This is a genomic window from Stenotrophomonas sp. WED208, from assembly GCF_040984485.1.
Classification (GTDB): Bacteria; Pseudomonadota; Gammaproteobacteria; order Xanthomonadales; family Xanthomonadaceae; genus Stenotrophomonas; species Stenotrophomonas riyadhensis.
In genome coordinates, this window is the sequence record NZ_JAZARB010000001.1 from 29,855 (window position 1) to 47,442 (window position 17,588).

Below are 17,588 nucleotides of genomic sequence, written 5' to 3' on the forward strand. Positions count from 1 at the left end.
CGCAGTCTCGGCTCGACCGTGCCCCACGCGCGGCATCACCTTGCCACTTGGGAGAGAGGGCAACATGAGCCACCGTACGTTGAAAGCCGTGCGCAAACCTTTGGCGGCCTGCCTGTTGGTCGCCCTGGTCGCACCGGGCATGGCGTTCGCTGAGACCGCCAAAGAGAAAGCGCTGGAAGCACGCGTTGCCGAACTGGAACGCCAGGTCCAGCTGCTGCTGTCTTCGCAGCAACAACAACAGACCCAGATCAGCCAGACCCAGCAGGCGGTGACCGAAGTCCGCACGGTGCAGGCCGAGCAGAAGCCGGTCGCCTCGGTGCCGGCAGGCAAGCAGCCGATCCAGGTCACCACCATCACCCCGGGCGCCGCGCCGGGCACCACGGTCAAGATCGGCGGCTTCATCAAGGCCGATTTCCTCGCCACCCAGACCAGCGATGGCCAGCTGGCCGACGACGCCACCGGCCGCTCGCTGTACCTGCCGGGCCAGACCCCGGTGGAAGGCGCCGGCGGCAGCGGCAAGCGTTCGGGTACCGACTTCAACGCCCACGCCAAGTTCTCGCGCTTCAACCTGGGCATCGACAATGTGAGCGAATCGGGCAACAAGGCCGGTGCGTTCTTCGAGATGGACTTCTTCGGCAACTCGCTGGGCAACCAGACCGCCACCAATACCTACGGTGTGACCCTGCGCCACGCCTACATGTACTGGAACAACTGGATGGCCGGCCAGACCTGGTCCAACTTCATGGACGCGGCCGCACTGCCCGAAGCGGTCGACTTCGTCGGCTCCACCGACGGCGTGATCTTCGTGCGCCAGGCCCAGGTGCGCTACACCCAGGGCGGCTTCAGCGTCGCGCTGGAAAACCCGGAAACCACCACGCTCACCGGTACCCGCAACCCGGTCACCGGCGCCTGGACCAACACCAGCGCCAACTCCGACCGTGGCAGCCTGCCTGATCTGACCATGCGCTATGGCTGGAAGGGCGACTGGGGCACCTTCGGTGTCGGCGGCATCGTCCGTCAGCTGAAGGTCGACAACCAGGCCACCGGCGCCAAGGCCGACAAGGTGGCCGGCGGCCTGACCCTGGGCGGCAAGTGGGTGATGGGCGACAGCGATTCGCTGCACTACCAGCTGACCGGCGGCGAAGGCATCGCCCGCTACATCGGCCTGGGCATCACTGCCGACAGCGCCTACGACGTGGCCCGCGACGAGCTCAACCCGACCGGCGTGCTGGCCGGCTACGTGGGCTGGCGGCATGCGTTCTCGCCGAAGCTGCGCACCAACCTGATCTACGCGCGCAGCGACTACGACAACGACAGCATCCTCGGCCCGCTGGTGACCAAGAGCGTGCAGAGCATCCGCGGCAACATCTTCTATTCGCCGCTGCCCAAGGTCGATATCGGTGCGGAGCTGATGTACGGCCGTCGCGAGGTGGAGAACGGCAACAAGGGTGACATCACCCGATTGCAGTTCACCACGAAGTACAGCTTCTAAGAGCGTGCCGGCCAGCGGCCGGCACCTACCGAGATTGAGTGCCGACCAAGGTCGGCACCCACCGAGATTGAATGCCGGCCAAGGCCAGCATCTACAGAGGGAAAACGTCCCATGTCCAGCACTGCATCAAGCCCGCACAATGCGGCGGGCACCCTGACCAAGGGCCACAAGAAAGTCATCTTCGCCTCGAGCCTCGGTACGGTCTTCGAGTGGTATGACTTCTTCCTGTATGGCTCGCTCGCCGCCATCATCGCCAAGCAGTTCTTCAGTGGCGTCAATGAAACCACGGGCATGATCTTCGCCCTGCTGGCGTTCGCTGCCGGCTTCTTCGTGCGTCCGTTCGGCGCGGCCTTCTTCGGCAGCCTCGGCGACCGCATCGGCCGCAAGTACACCTTCCTGGTCACCATCCTGATCATGGGCATCTCGACCTTCCTGGTCGGCGTGCTGCCCAACTACGCTTCGATCGGTTTCGCCGCACCGGTGATCCTGATCATCCTGCGCCTGGCCCAGGGCCTGGCGATGGGCGGCGAGTACGGTGGTGCCGCCACCTACGTGGCCGAGCATGCGCCGGACGACAAGCGCGGCCTGTACACCAGCTTCATCCAGTGCACCGCCACGCTCGGCCTGTTCATGTCGCTGCTGATCATCCTGGCCTGCCGCTACTTCCTCGGCAACGAAGCCTTCGAAGCCTGGGGCTGGCGTATTCCGTTCCTGGTCTCGATCCTGCTGCTGGGCGTTTCCGTGTGGATCCGCCTGCAGCTGAGCGAGTCGCCGCTGTTCCAGCAGATGAAGTCCGAGGGCAAGGGTTCCAAGACGCCGTTCCGTGACAGTCTGAAGGGCGGCAACCTGAAGCTGATGCTGCTGGTCCTGCTCGGCGCTGCAGCCGGCCAGGCCGTGGTCTGGTACGGCGGCCAGTTCTACGCGCTGTTCTTCCTCAGCAGCATGCTGAAAGTCGACGCCACCACCTCCTACCTGCTGATCGCGGCCGCGCTGGCGCTGGGCGTGCCGTTCTTCATCTTCTTCGGCTGGCTGTCCGATCGCATCGGCCGCAAGAAGATCATCCTGGCCGGCTGCCTGCTGGCGGCTGTTACCTACATCCCGATCTTCAAGGGCCTGACCCACTTCGCCAATCCGGCCATCGAAGAAGCCCGCAGCAGCTCGCCGGCCCTGGTCGTGGCCGATCCGGCCACCTGCTCGTTCCAGTTCGATCCGGTTGGCCTGCGCAAGTTCACCAGCTCCTGCGACGTGGCCACCGCCGCGCTGACCAAGGCCGGTGTGCCGTACGACGTGCAGCCCGCCGCCGCCGGTTCGCTGGCGATGGTGAACGTGGGCAGTGCCAGCGTCACTTCGTATGAAGCCGCTGGCCTGACCAAGGAAGACGGCAAGGCCAAGGCCGATGCGTTCGGTGCGGAACTGAAGACCGCCCTGACCACCGCCGGCTACCCGGCCAAGGCCGATGGCGCCCGCATCAACATCGCCGGCACCATCTTCATGCTGTGGCTGCTGGTGCTGTACGTGACCATGGTCTACGGCCCGATTGCCGCCTACCTGGTCGAACTGTTCCCGACCCGCATCCGCTACACCTCGATGTCGCTGCCGTACCACATCGGCAACGGCTGGTTCGGTGGCTTCCTGCCGGCGATCTCGTTCGCGCTGGTAGCCGGTACCGGCAACCTGTACTACGGCCTGTGGTACCCCATCATCATCGCGCTGATGTCGGTGGTGATCGGTGGCCTGTTCCTGCGCGAGACCAAGGACGTGGATATCACCAAATAACCGGCGTGCCGACCAACGGTCGGCACCCACCGGGTTTCAGGGGCCGCGGTGCAGACCGCGGCCTTTTTGTTTCCCTGTTTTTGGGGTCAGATCCCTTTCGCCTGCGAAAGGGATCTGACCCCATCGAGACGTGCTGCACCCCGTATAGTCGGCCCATGACCACCACCACGCCGGCAGACCTCCCCGCCATCCTGCACACCCTGCGCAGCGCATGGCAGTCGCAGCGCCCTTCGCTGGACCAGCGCGAAGCCGACCTGCGCCGCCTGCGCGAGGCGTTGAAGCCGCGTCTGGACGAAATGGCCCAGGCCATCGCCGAGGACTTCGGCCATCGCGCCCACGTCGAATCGAAGCTGGCCGATGGCATGAGCGTGCTGTCGGCCATCGACCACCTGCGCCGTCACCTGCGCCGCTGGTCGAAGCCGCAGCGGGTGGGCGCCGGCTGGCGGCTGTGGCCAGCGCGCGCGCAGCTGCGGCCGACACCGCTGGGCGTGGTCGGGGTGATCTCGCCCTGGAACTACCCGGTCACGCTGGCGCTGGTGCCGCTGGCCACCGCCATCGCCGCCGGCAACCACGTGTTACTCAAGCCCTCGGAACACACGCCGCACACCAGTGCGTTCCTGGCCGATCTGCTGGCCAGTGTGTTCCCGCCCGATCGCGTGGCGGTGGTGCAGGGTGGGGCGGATGTGGCCGCAGCGGTGTCCTCGCTGCCGCTGGACCATCTGCTGTTCACCGGCTCGACGGCGGTTGGCCGCAAGGTGATGGCGGCCGCGGCCGAGCATCTGGTGCCGGTCACGCTGGAGCTGGGCGGCAAGTCGCCGGCCATCGTCTGCCGCGATTTTCCGCTGGAAAAGGCCGCTGCGCGGCTGGCCACCGGCAAGTGGTTCAACGCAGGGCAGACCTGCATCGCGCCGGATTACGTGCTGATCGACACCGCGCGCCAGCGCGAGTTCGTGCAGGCGTTGCAGCAGCAGGTACGCGAGCGCTACGGCGATTTCAGCAGCGCCGACGACTACACGCGCATCATCAACGAAGGCCAGTACCGGCGCCTGCAGGGCTATCTGGCGCAGGCGCGCGAACGCGGCGTGCCGGTGATTGCGTTGGCGCAGGTGGATGAGGCGCGCGCCGACCGCGAGCGTCTGCTGGTGCCGACCGTGGTGCTGGACCCGCCGGACGACCTGGACCTGATGCGCGAGGAGATCTTCGGGCCTATCCTGCCGGTGCGCGCCTACCCGGACCTGGAGACGGCGCTGGCCGACGTGCTGTCCCGAGACCGCCCGCTGGCGCTGTATCCCTTCAGCCACGACACGGCGACGGTGGAGCGCATCCTCGGCCAGGTGGTGGCCGGTGGGGTGACGGTGAATGACACGCTGCTGCACTTCGCGGCCGATGGCCTGCCGTTCGGTGGGGTGGGGGCCAGCGGCATGGGCGCGTACCACGGCCGGGCCGGGTTCGATGCGATGAGCAAGCGGCTGCCGGTTCTGTGGCAGTCGCGCTGGGCCGCCAGTGACCGGCTGCGGCCGCCGTATTCGAAGATTGCGGGGTTGTTGAAGTTCCTCTTGCGGTAGTGCCGGCCGCTGGCCGGCAACTGCAGGGTCTTGCCGACGGTTCATGGGGTTGCCGGCCAGCGGCCGGCACTACCGGTAGGTGCCAACCAGCGCGGCCCCTTCCGGTGGGTGCCAACCTTGGTTGGCACGCGTGAACCCCATGCGCCAACCAAGGTTGGCGTCTACCAAACCTGGGCCGGGTAGAATGCCCCCATGAAGATCGCCTCGTGGAACGTCAATTCGCTCAATGTCCGCCTGCCGCACCTGGAGCAGTGGCTCAAGGAGTTCGGCCCGGACCTCGTCGGTATCCAGGAAACCAAGCTGGAGGACCACAAGTTTCCCGATTCGGCGCTGATCGCCGCGGGCTACCGCAGCGTGTTCGCCGGCCAGAAGACCTACAACGGCGTGGCGCTGCTGTCGCGTGAGCCGGCGCAGGACGTGCAGATCGGCATTCCTGGCTTCGAGGACGAGCAGAAGCGCGTCATCGCCGGTACCTTCGGCGACCTGCGGGTGATCAACCTGTACGTGGTCAACGGCCAGGACATCGGCACCGACAAGTACGACTACAAGCTGCGCTGGCTGGAAGCGGTGCATGCCTGGATCGCGCAGGAACTGCAGCGCCACCCGAAGCTGATCGTGATGGGTGACTTCAACATCGCCCCGGACGCGCGCGATGTGCACGACCCGGAGGTGTGGAACGAAAACCACATCCTGACCTCCACTGCCGAGCGCGGCGCGCTCAACAAGCTGCTGCAGCTGGGCCTGCACGATGGCTTCCGCCTGCACAATGACGAGGCGGGCACCTTCAGCTGGTGGGATTACCGTGCCGCTGGCTTCCGCCGCAACCTGGGCCTGCGCATCGATCTGACCCTGGTCTCCGATGCGCTGAAGGGTAGCGCGGTCGCCTCGGGCATTGATCGTGAGCCGCGCACCTGGGAACGCCCGAGTGACCACGCGCCGGCATGGGTGCAGTTGGGTTGAACGAACGGGGCCCGGCGATTGCCGGGCCCGTTCTGAAACATCTGCCGGCCAGCGGCCGGCACTATCCTCAGATCACCGTATGCTCTTGCGGGTGAACAGGTTGACGATCGCTAGCAGGATCACCGCGCCGATCAGCGAGAACAGGAAGGTGCGGATGGTGATCGCTTCGTTGATGCCGCCGCCGAACAGCCAGCCGGAAATCAGCGCGCCGACGATGCCGACCACGATGTTGAGGATGATGCCCTGCTGGGCATCGCGCTTCATGATGATGCTGGCCAGCCAGCCTACGATGCCGCCGACGATCAGCCAGATGATGATGCCCATGATCGAACCTCCGGTGGGGAACTGTGACCAGTTGACGCGCACGGCCGTGAACTCGTCGTGGAATTGCGTGATGGGCGCGTGCGGATGAGCCTGCCAGCCACCCTCGATGGCCCGTGGCGCTTCGGTCCGGTGATGGTCTGGCGGCGCCCACATGTGCCGGGCCACCGCGGCGAGCCGCAGGCGCGACAGGTGCTGGCGCAGGCGCTGGGTGCCGACCCGGAGACGCTGCCGCTGGTCCGTGATGACAAGGGCCGGCCGGAGCTGAGCGGTGCGCTGGCCCACTACGGCACCGGCTGGAGCCACAGCGGCGAGGTGCTGCTGGTGGCGCTGGGCGAGGGCGTGCGGCTGGGCGTGGACCTGGAGCTGCTGCGGCCGCGGGCCCGCCTGCTGGAGATCGTGCAGCGCTTCTTCCACCCCGAGGAGGTGGCCTGGCTGGAAAGCCTGGACGAGGCCGGGCGCGAGCACTGGTTCTTCCGCGTGTGGTGTGCCAAGGAAGCGATGCTGAAGGCGCACGGGCAGGGCATCTCGTTCGGCCTGCACCGCCTGCAGCTGGCGCCGGGGGCCGATGGCGCCCTGCACCTGCGCTGGTGCGACCCGGAACTGGGCGAGGCCGCGCGCTGGCACCTGCACGAATGGCAGGCCACTGGCCAGTTCCGTGCGGCATTGGCCTGGTATCCACACTGAAGCGGGGAATCAGCGCGCAAAACCGGCGATAATGTCGACATGAGCGAACACCCACTTCCCGCCAGCGTGGCTGCCACGCTGGAACAGGGCCTGGCCAGCATGGGCCTGGACGCCGCGCTGGCGCCGCCGCTGCTGCGCTACCTGGCCCTGCTGCACCGCTGGAACGGCACCTACAACCTCACCGCCATCCGCGATCCGCAGGAGATGGTCACCCGCCACCTGCTCGATTCGCTGGCCATGCAGCCGTTCGTGGCCGATGGCAGCCTGGCCGACCTCGGCACCGGCCCCGGGTTGCCCGGCATCCCGCTGGCGATCGCCTGCCCGGGCCTGCAGGTCACCCTGGTGGAAAGCAACGGCAAGAAGGCGCGCTTCATGCGCGAGGCCGTGCGCCAGCTCGGCCTGGGCAACGCCCGCGTGGCCGAATCGCGCGCCGAGGCGCTGGACGAGGCCGGCCGCTACGACCAGCTGACCGCGCGTGCGATGGACACCCTGGCCGGGATCGTCCGCGTCGGTGGCCACCTGCTGCGCCCCGGCGGCGTGCTGCTGGCCATGAAGGGCGTCTACCCGCATGAAGAGATCGCGGAGCTGCCGGACGGCTGGCAGGTGCGCGAGGTGACCCCGCTGAGCGTGCCCGGCCTGGCCGGCGAACGCCACCTGGTCACTGTTACAGGCCCCTGATTCCCGCCGCCAGCCCCTTGTGGAACAACGGGTTGGCGATTCACGATTTCCGCAAGGGGCCGGTTGTACGCATAATGACCGGTCCCAGCATACGTCGACGAGGCACACCCGCATGGCCCGCATCATCGCCATCGCCAACCAGAAGGGTGGCGTCGGCAAGACCACGACCGCCGTCAACCTGGCCGCTTCCCTGGCCAACGCACCCAAGCGCGTGCTGTTGGTCGACCTGGATTCGCAGGGCAACGCGACCATGGGCAGTGGCGTGGACAAACGAGAGCTGGCCGCCTCCACCTGTGACCTGCTGCTCGGCGAGAACAGCGCCGCCGATGTGCGCGTGCAGACTGCCGAGGGCTACGACCTGCTGCCCGGCAACATCGACCTGACCGCCGCCGAGATCCAGTTGATGGGCCAGAGCGAGCGCGAGCAGCGCCTGAAGCGCGCGCTGGCGCCGATCCGCGACGAGTACGACTACATCCTGATCGACTGCCCGCCGGCGCTGTCGCTGCTGACGCTCAACGCGCTGGCCGCCGCCGACTCGGTGATCGTGCCGATGCAGTGCGAGTACTACGCGCTGGAAGGCCTGAGCGCGCTGGTGGAGACCATCGAGGCGCTGCGCACCAGCCTGAACCCGGCGCTGGAGATCGAAGGCGTGCTGCGCACCATGTTCGATGTGCGCAACAACCTGGCCAACGCGGTCTCGGCCGAGCTCACCGAGCACTTCGGCGACCGCGTGTTCCGCACCATCGTGCCGCGCAACGTGCGCCTGGCCGAGGCGCCCAGTCATGGCCAGAGCATCGTCGGCTACGACCGCGCCTCGCGCGGTGGCGTGGCCTACCTGGGCCTGGCCGGCGAGATCATCCGCCGCAACAACGAACGCAACAAGGCCGCCAAGGCCGTGGAGACCGTCTGATGACCAGCAGCAAGCCGGCAGCCAAGAAGCGAGGCCTCGGCCGTGGCCTGGATGCCCTGCTGGGTCCCAAGGGTGCGGTCAGCCAGGTGCAGGCCACCACCGCGGTGATCGAGCCGCTGCCGGGTGAAGTGCTGCGCAAGCTGGCCGTGGGCCAGCTGCAGCCGGGCAAGTACCAGCCGCGTCGCGAGATGGACGAGGGCAAGCTCTCCGAGCTGGCCGACTCGATCAAGTCGCAGGGCGTGATCCAGCCGATCCTGGTGCGCCAGCTGCCGGCGGGCAACTACGAAATCGTTGCCGGCGAACGCCGCTGGCGCGCATCGCAGCTGGCCGGCCTGGACGAAGTGCCGGTGGTGGTGCGCGAGCTGGAAGACCGCACCGTCATCGCGATGGCGCTGATCGAGAACATCCAGCGCGAAGACCTCAACCCGCTGGAAGAAGCCGAGGCGCTGCAGCGCCTGATCAGCGAGTTCACCCTGACCCATGCCGAGGCCGCCGAGGCCGTCGGCCGCTCGCGCGCGGCGGTGTCCAACCTGCTGCGCCTGCTGGAGCTGCCGGTGGCGATCCGCCTGCTGCTGGAAACTCGTCGCTTGGAAATGGGCCACGCCCGTGCGCTGCTGACCCTGGCTCCCGAGCTGGCCGGCAAGCTGGCGCAGGAAGCAGCCGATGAAGGCTGGTCGGTGCGTGAGGTCGAGCGCCGTGCGCAGGCCTTCGCCGCCGGCAAGGTGCCGAGCAACCGCCCGGTGGCCGCGCCGAAGGTGCAGCAGGCCGACATCGCCTCGCTGGAAACCGAGCTGTCCGAAGCCCTGGGGGCCAAGGTGGCGATCAACCATGGTCGCGGCGGCAAGGGCAAGCTGATCATCCACTACACCGACCTGGATACCTTGGACGGCGTGCTGGAAAAGCTGCGTACGCGCCAGGGCTGAGCCCGGCGCAGTGACAGGGGGCGCGGCCCGTTCCTGCCGTGTCCCGCGAATGACAGGGAACGTACCGCCGCGCGCGCCGTGGGATGTACTGCCTTCCGGCCCGTGGCCTCATCCAGGGAGCAGGACATGAGCAACGCATTCGACGACGTCAGCCCGGGCGGCAGCCCGATCCTGGTGCACAGCCGCCAGAAGGACTTCACGCCGGCGCAGGGCGAAGAACACATCGAGGCGATCGGCGCGCACATCGAGCGTCATCTGGGCCCGGTGTCCGGTGTCTTCCACGAGATCATCTCCGACCTGGTGCACATCGACGTGCACGTGGTGCCGGCCAATGATCAGTTCCCGTATCTGCGGCTGGTGACCTCCGGCATGAGCGATCTGCCGATGACCGTGCCCGCCGAGGTGGATGCGGACGTGCCGCACTACATGGAACTGATGGTGACCCTGCCGGCCGACTGGCCGATCTCGCAGGACGCCTTCGAGGACGAGCGCAACTACTGGCCGGTGCGCCTGCTGAAGGGCATGGCGCGGCTGCCGCACGAGTACGACACCTGGCTGGGCTTCGGCCACACCATTCCCAACGGGCATCCCAGCGAACCCTACGCGCCGGGCGTGGGCTTCGACGGTGCCATCGTGCTGCCGCCGGTGACCACCCCGGAAGATTTCGCCGAGCTGGTGCTGGAGGATGGCAGGACCATCGCCTTCATGACGCTCATGCCGCTGTACCCGGAAGAGATGGACCTGAAGCTGAAAAAGGGCGCCGAGGCGCTGCTCGACCGCTTCGATGCGAAGAACATCCAGGACGTGATCGAGCCTGGCCGCACCAACGTGGCCAGGAAGCGATTCGGGCTGTTCTGAGCCCACAGCGTATCCTCTGCACCTGTACTCATTGATTTCCAGGCAATTGCAATGACCATCCTGCTCACCGGCGCTGCCGGCTTCATCGGTGCCTACACCGCCCGCGCGCTGCTGGAGGCGGGCCAGCCGGTGGTCGGCCTGGACAACTTCAACGACTACTACGACCCGCAGATCAAGCGCGACCGCGTGGCCGCGCTGTGCCCGGCGCTGGACCTGCGCACGCTGGACCTGACCGATCGCGAAGGCCTGGCGGCGCTGTTCGATGAAGTGCAGCCGACTGCGGTGATCCACCTGGCCGCACAGGCCGGCGTGCGTTATTCGCTGGAAAACCCGCATGCCTATGTCGACAGCAACCTGATCGGCTTCGTCAACATCCTCGAGCTGTGCCGCCACCGTGGCGTGCAGCACCTGGTGTATGCGTCGAGCAGCTCGGTCTACGGTGATTCGGCCACCCCGCCGTTCTCCGAAGACCAGCGCGTGGACCAGCCGCGCTCGCTGTACGCGGCCACCAAGGCGGCCAACGAGCTGATGGCCTACACCTACGCGCAGCTGTACGGCCTGCACGCCACCGGCCTGCGTTTCTTCACCGTGTATGGCCCGTGGGGCCGGCCGGACATGGCGCCGCTGCTGTTCTCGCGTGCGGTGCTGGCCGGGCGGCCGATCGACGTGTTCAACGAAGGCCGCATGCAACGCGATTTCACACATGTTTCCGACATCGTGTCGGGTATCCTCGGCGCCCTCGCGCATCCGGCCGACGGTCCGGTGCCGCACCGGGTGTTCAACCTCGGCAACCATACGCCGGTCGAGCTGGAGCGCTTCATCAGCGTGATCGAGCAGGCCGCCGGCCGCCCCGCGCAGAAGGTCTACAAGCCCATGCAGCCCGGCGACATGGTGCGCACGATGGCCGATACCCGGCGCGCCCATGACGCCTTCGGCTTCGACGCGGTGACCCCGATCGAAGAAGGGCTGCCGCCTGTCGTGCAGTGGTGCCGCGAGTATTTTGGCGACCGCGCCTGAGCCGCAATCCTCACGCGGCCGGGTTCATCTTCGGATAACCTCGGTTTCGGAGAATGCGCGGTCTTTGTCCCCCCTTGGCCGAGTGCCTTATGAGCCAACCCGAGCTTTCCGTTGTCGTCCCCGTGTTCAACGAGCGCGACAATGTCGCCCCGCTGGTCGCCGAAATCACCGCTGCGCTGCGCGGCCGGCTGCCGTTCGAGATCGTCTACATCGATGATCACTCGCGCGATGACACCCTGGCGGTGCTGCAGGGCCTGAAGGCGACCACGCCGGAACTGCGGGTCTTGCACCACGTGAACCAGAGCGGGCAGAGCACGGCGGTGCGCACCGGGGTCAAGCACGCGCGTGCACCGTGGATCGCCACCCTGGATGGCGATGGCCAGAACGATCCGGCGGACATTCCCAAGCTGCTGGTTGCGCGCGATGCCGCCGAAGCACAGGTGAAGCTGTTCGCCGGTTGGCGCGTCAACCGCCAGGACAGCGGCAGCAAGCGCTGGGCCAGCCGCTGGGCCAACGCCATCCGTGCACGCATGCTGCGCGACGATACGCCCGACACCGGCTGCGGCATCAAGCTGTTCGAGCGCAGTGCATTCCTCGACCTGCCGTACTTCGACCACATGCATCGCTACCTGCCGGCGCTGATGCAGCGTGCCGGCTGGAAGACCACCAGCGTGCCGGTCAACCACCGCCACCGTACCGCCGGCGTCTCCAAGTACAACAACCTCGGCCGCGCGCTGGTCGGCATCCGTGACCTGCGCGGCGTGGCCTGGCTGATCACCCGCAGCAAGCGCACCGCGGTGGAAGAGCGGTGATGGGCCTGGAGCTGCACTGGCTCGACCAGCCGCTGACCTGGCTGTACTGGACCGGCCTGCATGTGACCGGCTGGAAGCTGATCGGCTATACCGGCGCGCTGATGTTTGGTGGCCGCTGGCTGGTCCAGTTCATCGCCTCCAAGCGCGCCGGCAAGCCGGTGATCCCGCGCCTGTTCTGGTACATGAGCGTGGTCGGCAGCCTGATGACGCTGAGCTACTTCCTGTTCTCGGCCAAGCAGGACTCGGTGGGCGTGCTGCAGAACCTGTTCCCGGCGTTCACCGCGCTGTACAGCCTGCAGCTGGACATCAAGCACCGGGGCTGGAAGCGGGACAAGGCCAGCCACTAGGCCTTCGGGGCCCCATCCGGTAGGTGCCGACCTTGGTCGGCGCTGGGTTTGGGGGGCCGACCAAGGTCGGCAGCTACCGGGCACGGTGCAGGCAGGACCTTCGTCCCATGCCATGGGCCGTGGGCGGTGCCATGATCGGGGTCTGCCTTCCCGGGAACCTGTGCTCGTGAAAACCCGTCTTGCCGTTGCCCTGCTGATCGCCCTGTCCGCCCCCGCCGTGGCCCTGGCCGCGCCGCCCGCCACCGCCGCACCGGCCAGCGTGGCCACCGAATCGCCTGCCGACGCCGCCTTCCGTGCGGTGTACGAGAAGGAATGGAAGTGGCGCCAGGATGGCGGCGGCGAGGCCAGCGAGGACGAGGATGCCCCGGCCAATGCCACCCGCATGCCCGACGTCGGCCCGGCGGCGCAGCAGGCACGCCTGAAGGTGTGGGACGAGACCCTGGCCGCGCTGAAGAAGATCGACCCGAAGACCCTGTCGGCCGACAACCAGGTCAACTACGCGATTTACCGCGACCAGGTGTTCAACCTGGCCGAAGACGTGCGCCTGCGCGGCTACGAGATGCCGTTCAACGCCGACTCCTCGTTCTGGTCCAACCTGTCCTTCATGGCCCGGCGCGAGATGAAGACCGCGCAGGACTACCAGAACTACATCGCCCGCCTGAACGATGTGCCGCGCTACTTCGGGCAGCAGACCGAGAACATGCGCGCCGGCCTGAAGCGTGGCTTCAGCGTGCCGCGTGCCGTGCTCGATGGCCGCGAGGTGTCCATCGCCACCGTCGCCGAGCTGATGGATCCCACCGAGTCGCCGCTGTACGCACCGTTCAAGAAGCTGCCCAACAGCATCCCGACCGCCGAGCAGGCCAGGCTGCAGGCGCAGGCACGCGAAGCAATCAGTGGCAAGGTGGTGCCTGCGTTCCAGCAGCTGCGCACCTTCTTCGTCAGCGAGTACGTGCCGCAGGCGCGCACCACCCTGGCCGCCGAAGCGATGCCGGGCGGCAAGGCGTACTACAAGCAGCAGATCCACGAATACACCACGCTGGACCTGTCGCCGGACGAGATCCACCGCATCGGCCTGGGTGAAGTCGCGCGCATCCAGAAGGAAATGAACGACATCATCAAGCAGGTGAGGTTCAAGGGCAGCTTCGCCGAGTTCCTGACCTTCCTGCGCACCGATCCGCAGTTCTACGCCAAGACCCCGGAAGAGCTGCTGTCGCGCGCGGCGTGGATCTCCAAGCGGGCCGATGGCCAGCTCGGCAAGTACATGACGCTGCCGCGCGCGCGCTTCACCATTGTGCCGGTGCCGCCGGACATCGCGCCGTTCTGGACCGCCGGCCGTGGTGGCATGGGCACCTACTGGCTCAACACCTACAACCTGCCGTCGCGCCCGCTGTACAACCTGCCGGCGCTGACCCTGCATGAATCCGATCCGGGCCACGCGCTGCAGGGTGCCATTGCCGCCGAGCAGAAGAACCTGCCCGAGTTCCGCCGCAACGCCTACATCTCCGCCTACGGCGAAGGCTGGGCGCTGTACTGCGAGAAGCTGGGCGTGGAGATGGGCATCTACGAAACCCCGTACGAGGATTTCGGCCGCCTGACCTACGAAATGTGGCGCGCTGCACGCCTGGTGATCGATACCGGCGTGCACAGCAAGGGCTGGAGCCGCGAGCAGGCGCTGGCCTACCTGCGTGACCACACCGCGCTGAGCGAGCATGAAGTGACCACCGAAGTGGACCGCTACATTTCCTGGCCGGGCCAGGCGCTGAGCTACAAGCTGGGCGAAATCGCCATCGTGCGCCTGCGCGCGCAGGCCGAGAAGGAGCTGGGCGACAAGTTCGACATCAAGGGCTTCCACGACACTCTGCTCAAGCAGGGCTCGGTGCCGCTGCCGGTGCTGGAACAGCAGATCCAGGCCTACATCGCCGAACGCAAGAAGGCCTGACAGTTCCAAGGTAGTGCCGGCCGCTGGCCGGCAATCCGACCCGGTCACGGGGTCGGAGCCCTTTCCTGTGGAAAGGGCTCCGACCCCCAACCTCAGCCGACCGCCCGCGGCTTGGCCACCCGTGCCGCGAAGGTCGGCAGCACCAGCAGGGTCAGCACGGTGGCGGTGATCAGGCCACCGATCACCACCGTCGCCAGCGGCTTCTGCACCTCCGCACCGGAACCACTGGCGATCGCCATCGGAATGAAGCCGACGATCGCCACCAGCGCCGTGGTCAACACCGCGCGGATGCGGCTCGATGCACCGTTGATCGCCGCCTGCAGCGGCAGGTCACCGGCATCCAGGCGCTCGCGGATCGCCTGCATCAGCACCAGGCCGTTCAAGGTGGCCACGCCGGACACGGCGATGAAGCCGACCGCCGCCGACACCGAGAACGGCATGCCACGCAGCAGCAGCGCGAGGATGCCGCCGACCAGCGCCAACGGCACGCAGCTGAACACCAGAATGGCTTCCTTGCCGCTGCGCAGGGCCATGAACAGCAGGCTGCCGATCAGCAGGAATACCACCGGTACCACCGTCGCCAGCCGCTTTTCCGCGCGCTGCAGGTTCTCGAACTGGCCACCCCAGGTCAGGTAGGCGCCCGGCGGCAGTGCCACGTCGGCCACTGCGGCCTGCGCTTCGCCGACGAAACCGCCCAGGTCGCGGCCGCGCACGTTTGCCTGCACCACCACGCGGCGGCTGCCGTTGTTGCGGCTGATCTGGTTCGGCCCTTCGCTGACCGTGATGCGCGCGACCGACGACAGCGGAATCACCAGCCCCGATGGCGTAGCAATCGGCAACGACGCCAACTGGTCCGGATCGTTGCGCGAGGCATCGTCCAGGCGCACCACCACGTTGAAGCGGCGGTCACCTTCGAAGATCTTGCCGGCCGCCGTGCCACCAATGCCGGTGGACAGCGCATCACTCACGTCCGCGGCAGTCAGGCCGTACTGCGCCGCCGCCACGTGGTCGATGGCCACATTGAGCGTGGGCAGGCCGGAGATCTGCTCCACCCGCACGTCGGCCGCGCCCTCCACCGCACGCAGCTTCAGCGCCACCTGGTCGGCCACCTTCTGCAGCTGGCTGAAGTCATCGCCGAAGATCATCACCGCAAGGTCGGTACGCACGCCGGAGATCAGTTCGTTGAAGCGCAGTTCGATCGGCTGGCTGAACTCGAAGCTGTTGCCCAGCTGCTGCCCGGCCAGCGTTTCGAAGCGTGCCACCAGCGCGTCCTTGCCCAGCTTCGGATCCGGCCAGTCCTTGCGTGGCTTGAGCACGATCACGCTGTCGGAGATGTTGGTCGGCATCGGGTCGATCGCTGCCTCGGCGGTACCGGTGCGCGAGAACACGGTTTCTACTTCCGGCTGCTTGGCAATTGCCTTTTCCAGTGCCAGCTGCATCGCCAGCGACTGCTCCAGCGAGGTCGACGGCACGCGCAGGGCCTGCATCGCCACGTTGCCTTCGTCCAGCGTCGGCATGAACTCGCGGCCCAGCAGCGAGAACGAACCGATGCCCACCACCACCATCATCATCGCACCGGCCAGCACCGTGCGCGGATGCGCCACGGCCTTGCGCACCACCGGCTCGATGCGCGCGCGCAGCACGCGGATCAGCTTGGTTTCGTGCTCGCCATCGTCAGCATGTGTATCGCCGTCCTTGACCTTCGGCTCGCGCACCAGCAGTGCGGCCATCGCCGGCACGAAGGTGAAGGAGAAGATGAAGGCACCGATCAGGGCCAGCATGAACGTGGCCGCCATCGGGTGGAACGTCTTGCCCTCCACGCCTTCCAGGGTAAGGATCGGCGCGAACACCAGCAGGATGATCAGCTGGCCAAAGGCCGCCGGGCGCGCCATCTTCATCGCCGAATCGGCGGCCACGCGCAGGCGTTCCATCGCGGTCAACGCACGGCCCAGTTCGGCGCGGCGCTGGCCCAGCATCAGCAGCGTCGACTCGACCACGATCACCGCACCGTCCACCAGGATGCCGAAGTCCAGTGCACCCAGGCTCATCAGGTTGCCGCTGATGCCGAAGCGGTTCATGCCGATGACTGCGAACAGGAACGACAGCGGAATCACCAGCGCGGTGATCGTCGCTGCACGCAGGTTACCCAGCAGCAGGAACAGCACCACCACCACCAGCAGCGCGCCCTCGGTGAGGTTCTTGGCCACGGTCTTGATGGTGGAATTGACCAGCACGCTGCGGTCCAGCACCGGTGCTGCCACGATGTCGGCCGGCAGCGACTTGTTCACCTGTTCCAGGCGCGCGGCCGCGGCCTGGGCCACGGTGCGGCTGTTGCCGCCGGCGATCATCAGCGCGGTGCCCAGCACGGCTTCATGGCCGTTGCGGCTGGCCGCACCCAGGCGTGGCGCGCGGCTCAGCTCGACCTCGGCCACATCGGCCACGCGCACCACCACGCCATTGCGGGTGGCCACCGGGGCCTGTGCCAGGTCATCGGTGGTCAGTGCCAGGCCATCGGCACGCACCACCAGGCCTTCGCCGGCACGCTGCACGAAACCGGCACCGGCCTGCACGTTGGAGCGCTGCAATGCGGTGACCAGATCGGCCAGGCCGAGGCCGTGCGCGGCCAGTCGGGCGCTGTCCGGATGCACGCCGTATTCCTTGACGTAGCCGCCGACCGTATCGACGCCGGCCAGCCCCGGGCTGGAACGCATCTGCGGCGCGATGATCCAGTCCTGCACGGTGCGCAGGTAGGTGGCACGTTCTTCCGGCGTGCGCAGCAGGTTGCCTTCCGGCGTGCGGTAGACCTCGCCGGCCTGCCAGCCGGCTTCACCGGGCTTGGCCAGCCTGGCCGGATCGAACGTGGTGAAGTCCACGGTCCACATCAGCACTTCACCGAGGCCGGTGGTGACCGGCGACAGCATCGGCGACGCGCCATCGGGCAGGTCTTCGGATGCCTCGCGCATGCGTTCGGCCACCTGCTGGCGGGCGAAGTAGATGTCGGTCGCATCGGTGAAGATCGCGGTGACCTGCGAGAAGCCATTGCGCGACAGCGAACGCGTGGTGGTCAGGCCGGGAATGCCGGCCAGCGCGGTTTCCAGCGGATAGGTCACCTGCCGCTCGATCTGCTCCGGGGTCAGTGCCGGTGCCACCGTGTTGATCTGCACCTGGCGATTGGTGATGTCCGGCACCGCGTCGATCGGCAGCTTGCCCAGCTGGAACAGGCCCACGGCAGCGATCAGCGCCGCCATGAACACCACCAGCCAGCGGTGGCGCACCGCTGTTTCAATGATCAGCTTGAACATG

General features: G+C 67.2%; 15 protein-coding genes. 13 read left to right on the forward strand and 2 right to left on the reverse strand.

From position 1 onward, the window contains the following. Positions 1–64 precede the first annotated feature (64 nt). The 4 genes from VPH47_RS00100 to xth all read left to right on the forward strand — a co-directional run bounded on the left by VPH47_RS00100 (position 65) and on the right by xth (position 5,793). Complete coding sequence (locus VPH47_RS00100; RefSeq protein WP_368849845.1) at positions 65–1,492, forward strand: DcaP family trimeric outer membrane transporter; 1,428 nt, start codon at positions 65–67, stop codon at positions 1,490–1,492. A 111-nt stretch (positions 1,493–1,603) separates the two neighbouring features. Next, on the forward strand, positions 1,604–3,268 hold the full coding sequence (locus VPH47_RS00105) for an MFS transporter (protein WP_049399160.1): 1,665 nt from the start codon (positions 1,604–1,606) through the stop codon (positions 3,266–3,268). Positions 3,269–3,423: 155 nt separating this feature from the next. Next, positions 3,424–4,833 (forward strand): coniferyl aldehyde dehydrogenase, encoded by a 1,410-nt coding sequence (locus tag VPH47_RS00110; RefSeq protein WP_368849846.1) that lies wholly within the window; start codon positions 3,424–3,426, stop codon positions 4,831–4,833. A gap of 192 nt (positions 4,834–5,025) precedes the next feature. Continuing rightward, positions 5,026–5,793: an exodeoxyribonuclease III gene (gene xth / locus VPH47_RS00115; protein WP_368849847.1), complete on the forward strand. Its 768-nt coding sequence runs from the start codon at positions 5,026–5,028 to the stop codon at positions 5,791–5,793. Between the two features lie 72 nt (positions 5,794–5,865). Here the strand turns inward: xth and VPH47_RS00120 are convergent, their stop codons facing one another. Continuing rightward, positions 5,866–6,117, reverse strand: a complete 252-nt coding sequence (locus tag VPH47_RS00120) for a GlsB/YeaQ/YmgE family stress response membrane protein (protein WP_005411656.1) — start codon at positions 6,115–6,117, stop codon at positions 5,866–5,868. A gap of 84 nt (positions 6,118–6,201) precedes the next feature. On the opposite strand from VPH47_RS00120, the gene VPH47_RS00125 reads away from it, so the two are divergent. From VPH47_RS00125 to VPH47_RS00165, 9 genes are all read left to right on the forward strand, one after another. Beyond that, entirely contained in the window at positions 6,202–6,801 is a 600-nt protein-coding gene (locus tag VPH47_RS00125) for a 4'-phosphopantetheinyl transferase superfamily protein (RefSeq protein ID WP_368851554.1), read from the forward strand. Between the two features lie 39 nt (positions 6,802–6,840). Beyond that, positions 6,841–7,479 (forward strand): 16S rRNA (guanine(527)-N(7))-methyltransferase RsmG, encoded by a 639-nt coding sequence (rsmG, locus tag VPH47_RS00130; RefSeq protein WP_350259699.1) that lies wholly within the window; start codon positions 6,841–6,843, stop codon positions 7,477–7,479. A gap of 112 nt (positions 7,480–7,591) precedes the next feature. Further along, complete coding sequence (locus tag VPH47_RS00135; protein ID WP_005411653.1) at positions 7,592–8,389, forward strand: ParA family protein; 798 nt, start codon at positions 7,592–7,594, stop codon at positions 8,387–8,389. Further along, positions 8,389–9,312, forward strand: a complete 924-nt coding sequence (locus tag VPH47_RS00140) for a ParB/RepB/Spo0J family partition protein (RefSeq protein ID WP_014038972.1) — start codon at positions 8,389–8,391, stop codon at positions 9,310–9,312. The genes VPH47_RS00135 and VPH47_RS00140 overlap by 1 nt, the downstream gene beginning before the upstream one ends. 126 nt (positions 9,313–9,438) lie before the next feature. Further along, positions 9,439–10,170, forward strand: coding sequence for a suppressor of fused domain protein (locus tag VPH47_RS00145; protein WP_368849848.1), 732 nt, complete (start codon positions 9,439–9,441; stop codon positions 10,168–10,170). A 51-nt stretch (positions 10,171–10,221) separates the two neighbouring features. Beyond that, positions 10,222–11,187, forward strand: a complete 966-nt coding sequence (locus tag VPH47_RS00150) for an NAD-dependent epimerase/dehydratase family protein (protein ID WP_368849849.1) — start codon at positions 10,222–10,224, stop codon at positions 11,185–11,187. 89 nt (positions 11,188–11,276) lie between these two features. Then, on the forward strand, positions 11,277–11,999 hold the full coding sequence (locus VPH47_RS00155) for a glycosyltransferase family 2 protein (RefSeq protein WP_110714176.1): 723 nt from the start codon (positions 11,277–11,279) through the stop codon (positions 11,997–11,999). After that, a complete protein-coding gene (locus VPH47_RS00160) occupies positions 11,999–12,346 on the forward strand; it encodes a lipid-A-disaccharide synthase N-terminal domain-containing protein (protein ID WP_043399630.1) in 348 nt (115 codons plus the stop codon). The genes VPH47_RS00155 and VPH47_RS00160 overlap by 1 nt, the downstream gene beginning before the upstream one ends. Before the next feature lie 166 nt (positions 12,347–12,512). Continuing rightward, positions 12,513–14,285 (forward strand): DUF885 family protein, encoded by a 1,773-nt coding sequence (locus VPH47_RS00165; RefSeq protein WP_368849850.1) that lies wholly within the window; start codon positions 12,513–12,515, stop codon positions 14,283–14,285. Positions 14,286–14,377: 92 nt separating this feature from the next. On the opposite strand, the gene VPH47_RS00170 is transcribed toward VPH47_RS00165, so the two are convergent. Continuing rightward, positions 14,378–17,587, reverse strand: coding sequence for an efflux RND transporter permease subunit (locus tag VPH47_RS00170; RefSeq protein WP_368849851.1), 3,210 nt, complete (start codon positions 17,585–17,587; stop codon positions 14,378–14,380). Position 17,588 lies beyond the last annotated feature (1 nt).

Excerpts from the sequence above, each read along its gene's own strand:
- VPH47_RS00120 (WP_005411656.1), bottom strand. The coding sequence starts at position 6,117 with ATGGGCATCATCATCTGGCTGATCGTCGGCGGCATCGTAGGCTGGCTG.
- VPH47_RS00100 (WP_368849845.1), top strand. The coding sequence starts at position 65 with ATGAGCCACCGTACGTTGAAAGCCGTGCGCAAACCTTTGGCGGCCTGC.
- VPH47_RS00160 (WP_043399630.1), top strand. The coding sequence starts at position 11,999 with ATGGGCCTGGAGCTGCACTGGCTCGACCAGCCGCTGACCTGGCTGTAC.
- VPH47_RS00110 (WP_368849846.1), top strand. The coding sequence starts at position 3,424 with ATGACCACCACCACGCCGGCAGACCTCCCCGCCATCCTGCACACCCTG.
- VPH47_RS00140 (WP_014038972.1), top strand. The coding sequence starts at position 8,389 with ATGACCAGCAGCAAGCCGGCAGCCAAGAAGCGAGGCCTCGGCCGTGGC.
- VPH47_RS00125 (WP_368851554.1), top strand. The coding sequence starts at position 6,202 with ATGAGCCTGCCAGCCACCCTCGATGGCCCGTGGCGCTTCGGTCCGGTG.
- VPH47_RS00105 (WP_049399160.1), top strand. The coding sequence starts at position 1,604 with ATGTCCAGCACTGCATCAAGCCCGCACAATGCGGCGGGCACCCTGACC.
- rsmG (WP_350259699.1), top strand. The coding sequence starts at position 6,841 with ATGAGCGAACACCCACTTCCCGCCAGCGTGGCTGCCACGCTGGAACAG.
- VPH47_RS00145 (WP_368849848.1), top strand. The coding sequence starts at position 9,439 with ATGAGCAACGCATTCGACGACGTCAGCCCGGGCGGCAGCCCGATCCTG.
- VPH47_RS00155 (WP_110714176.1), top strand. The coding sequence starts at position 11,277 with ATGAGCCAACCCGAGCTTTCCGTTGTCGTCCCCGTGTTCAACGAGCGC.
- xth (WP_368849847.1), top strand. The coding sequence starts at position 5,026 with ATGAAGATCGCCTCGTGGAACGTCAATTCGCTCAATGTCCGCCTGCCG.
- VPH47_RS00135 (WP_005411653.1), top strand. The coding sequence starts at position 7,592 with ATGGCCCGCATCATCGCCATCGCCAACCAGAAGGGTGGCGTCGGCAAG.
- VPH47_RS00150 (WP_368849849.1), top strand. The coding sequence starts at position 10,222 with ATGACCATCCTGCTCACCGGCGCTGCCGGCTTCATCGGTGCCTACACC.
- VPH47_RS00170 (WP_368849851.1), bottom strand. The coding sequence starts at position 17,587 with ATGTTCAAGCTGATCATTGAAACAGCGGTGCGCCACCGCTGGCTGGTG.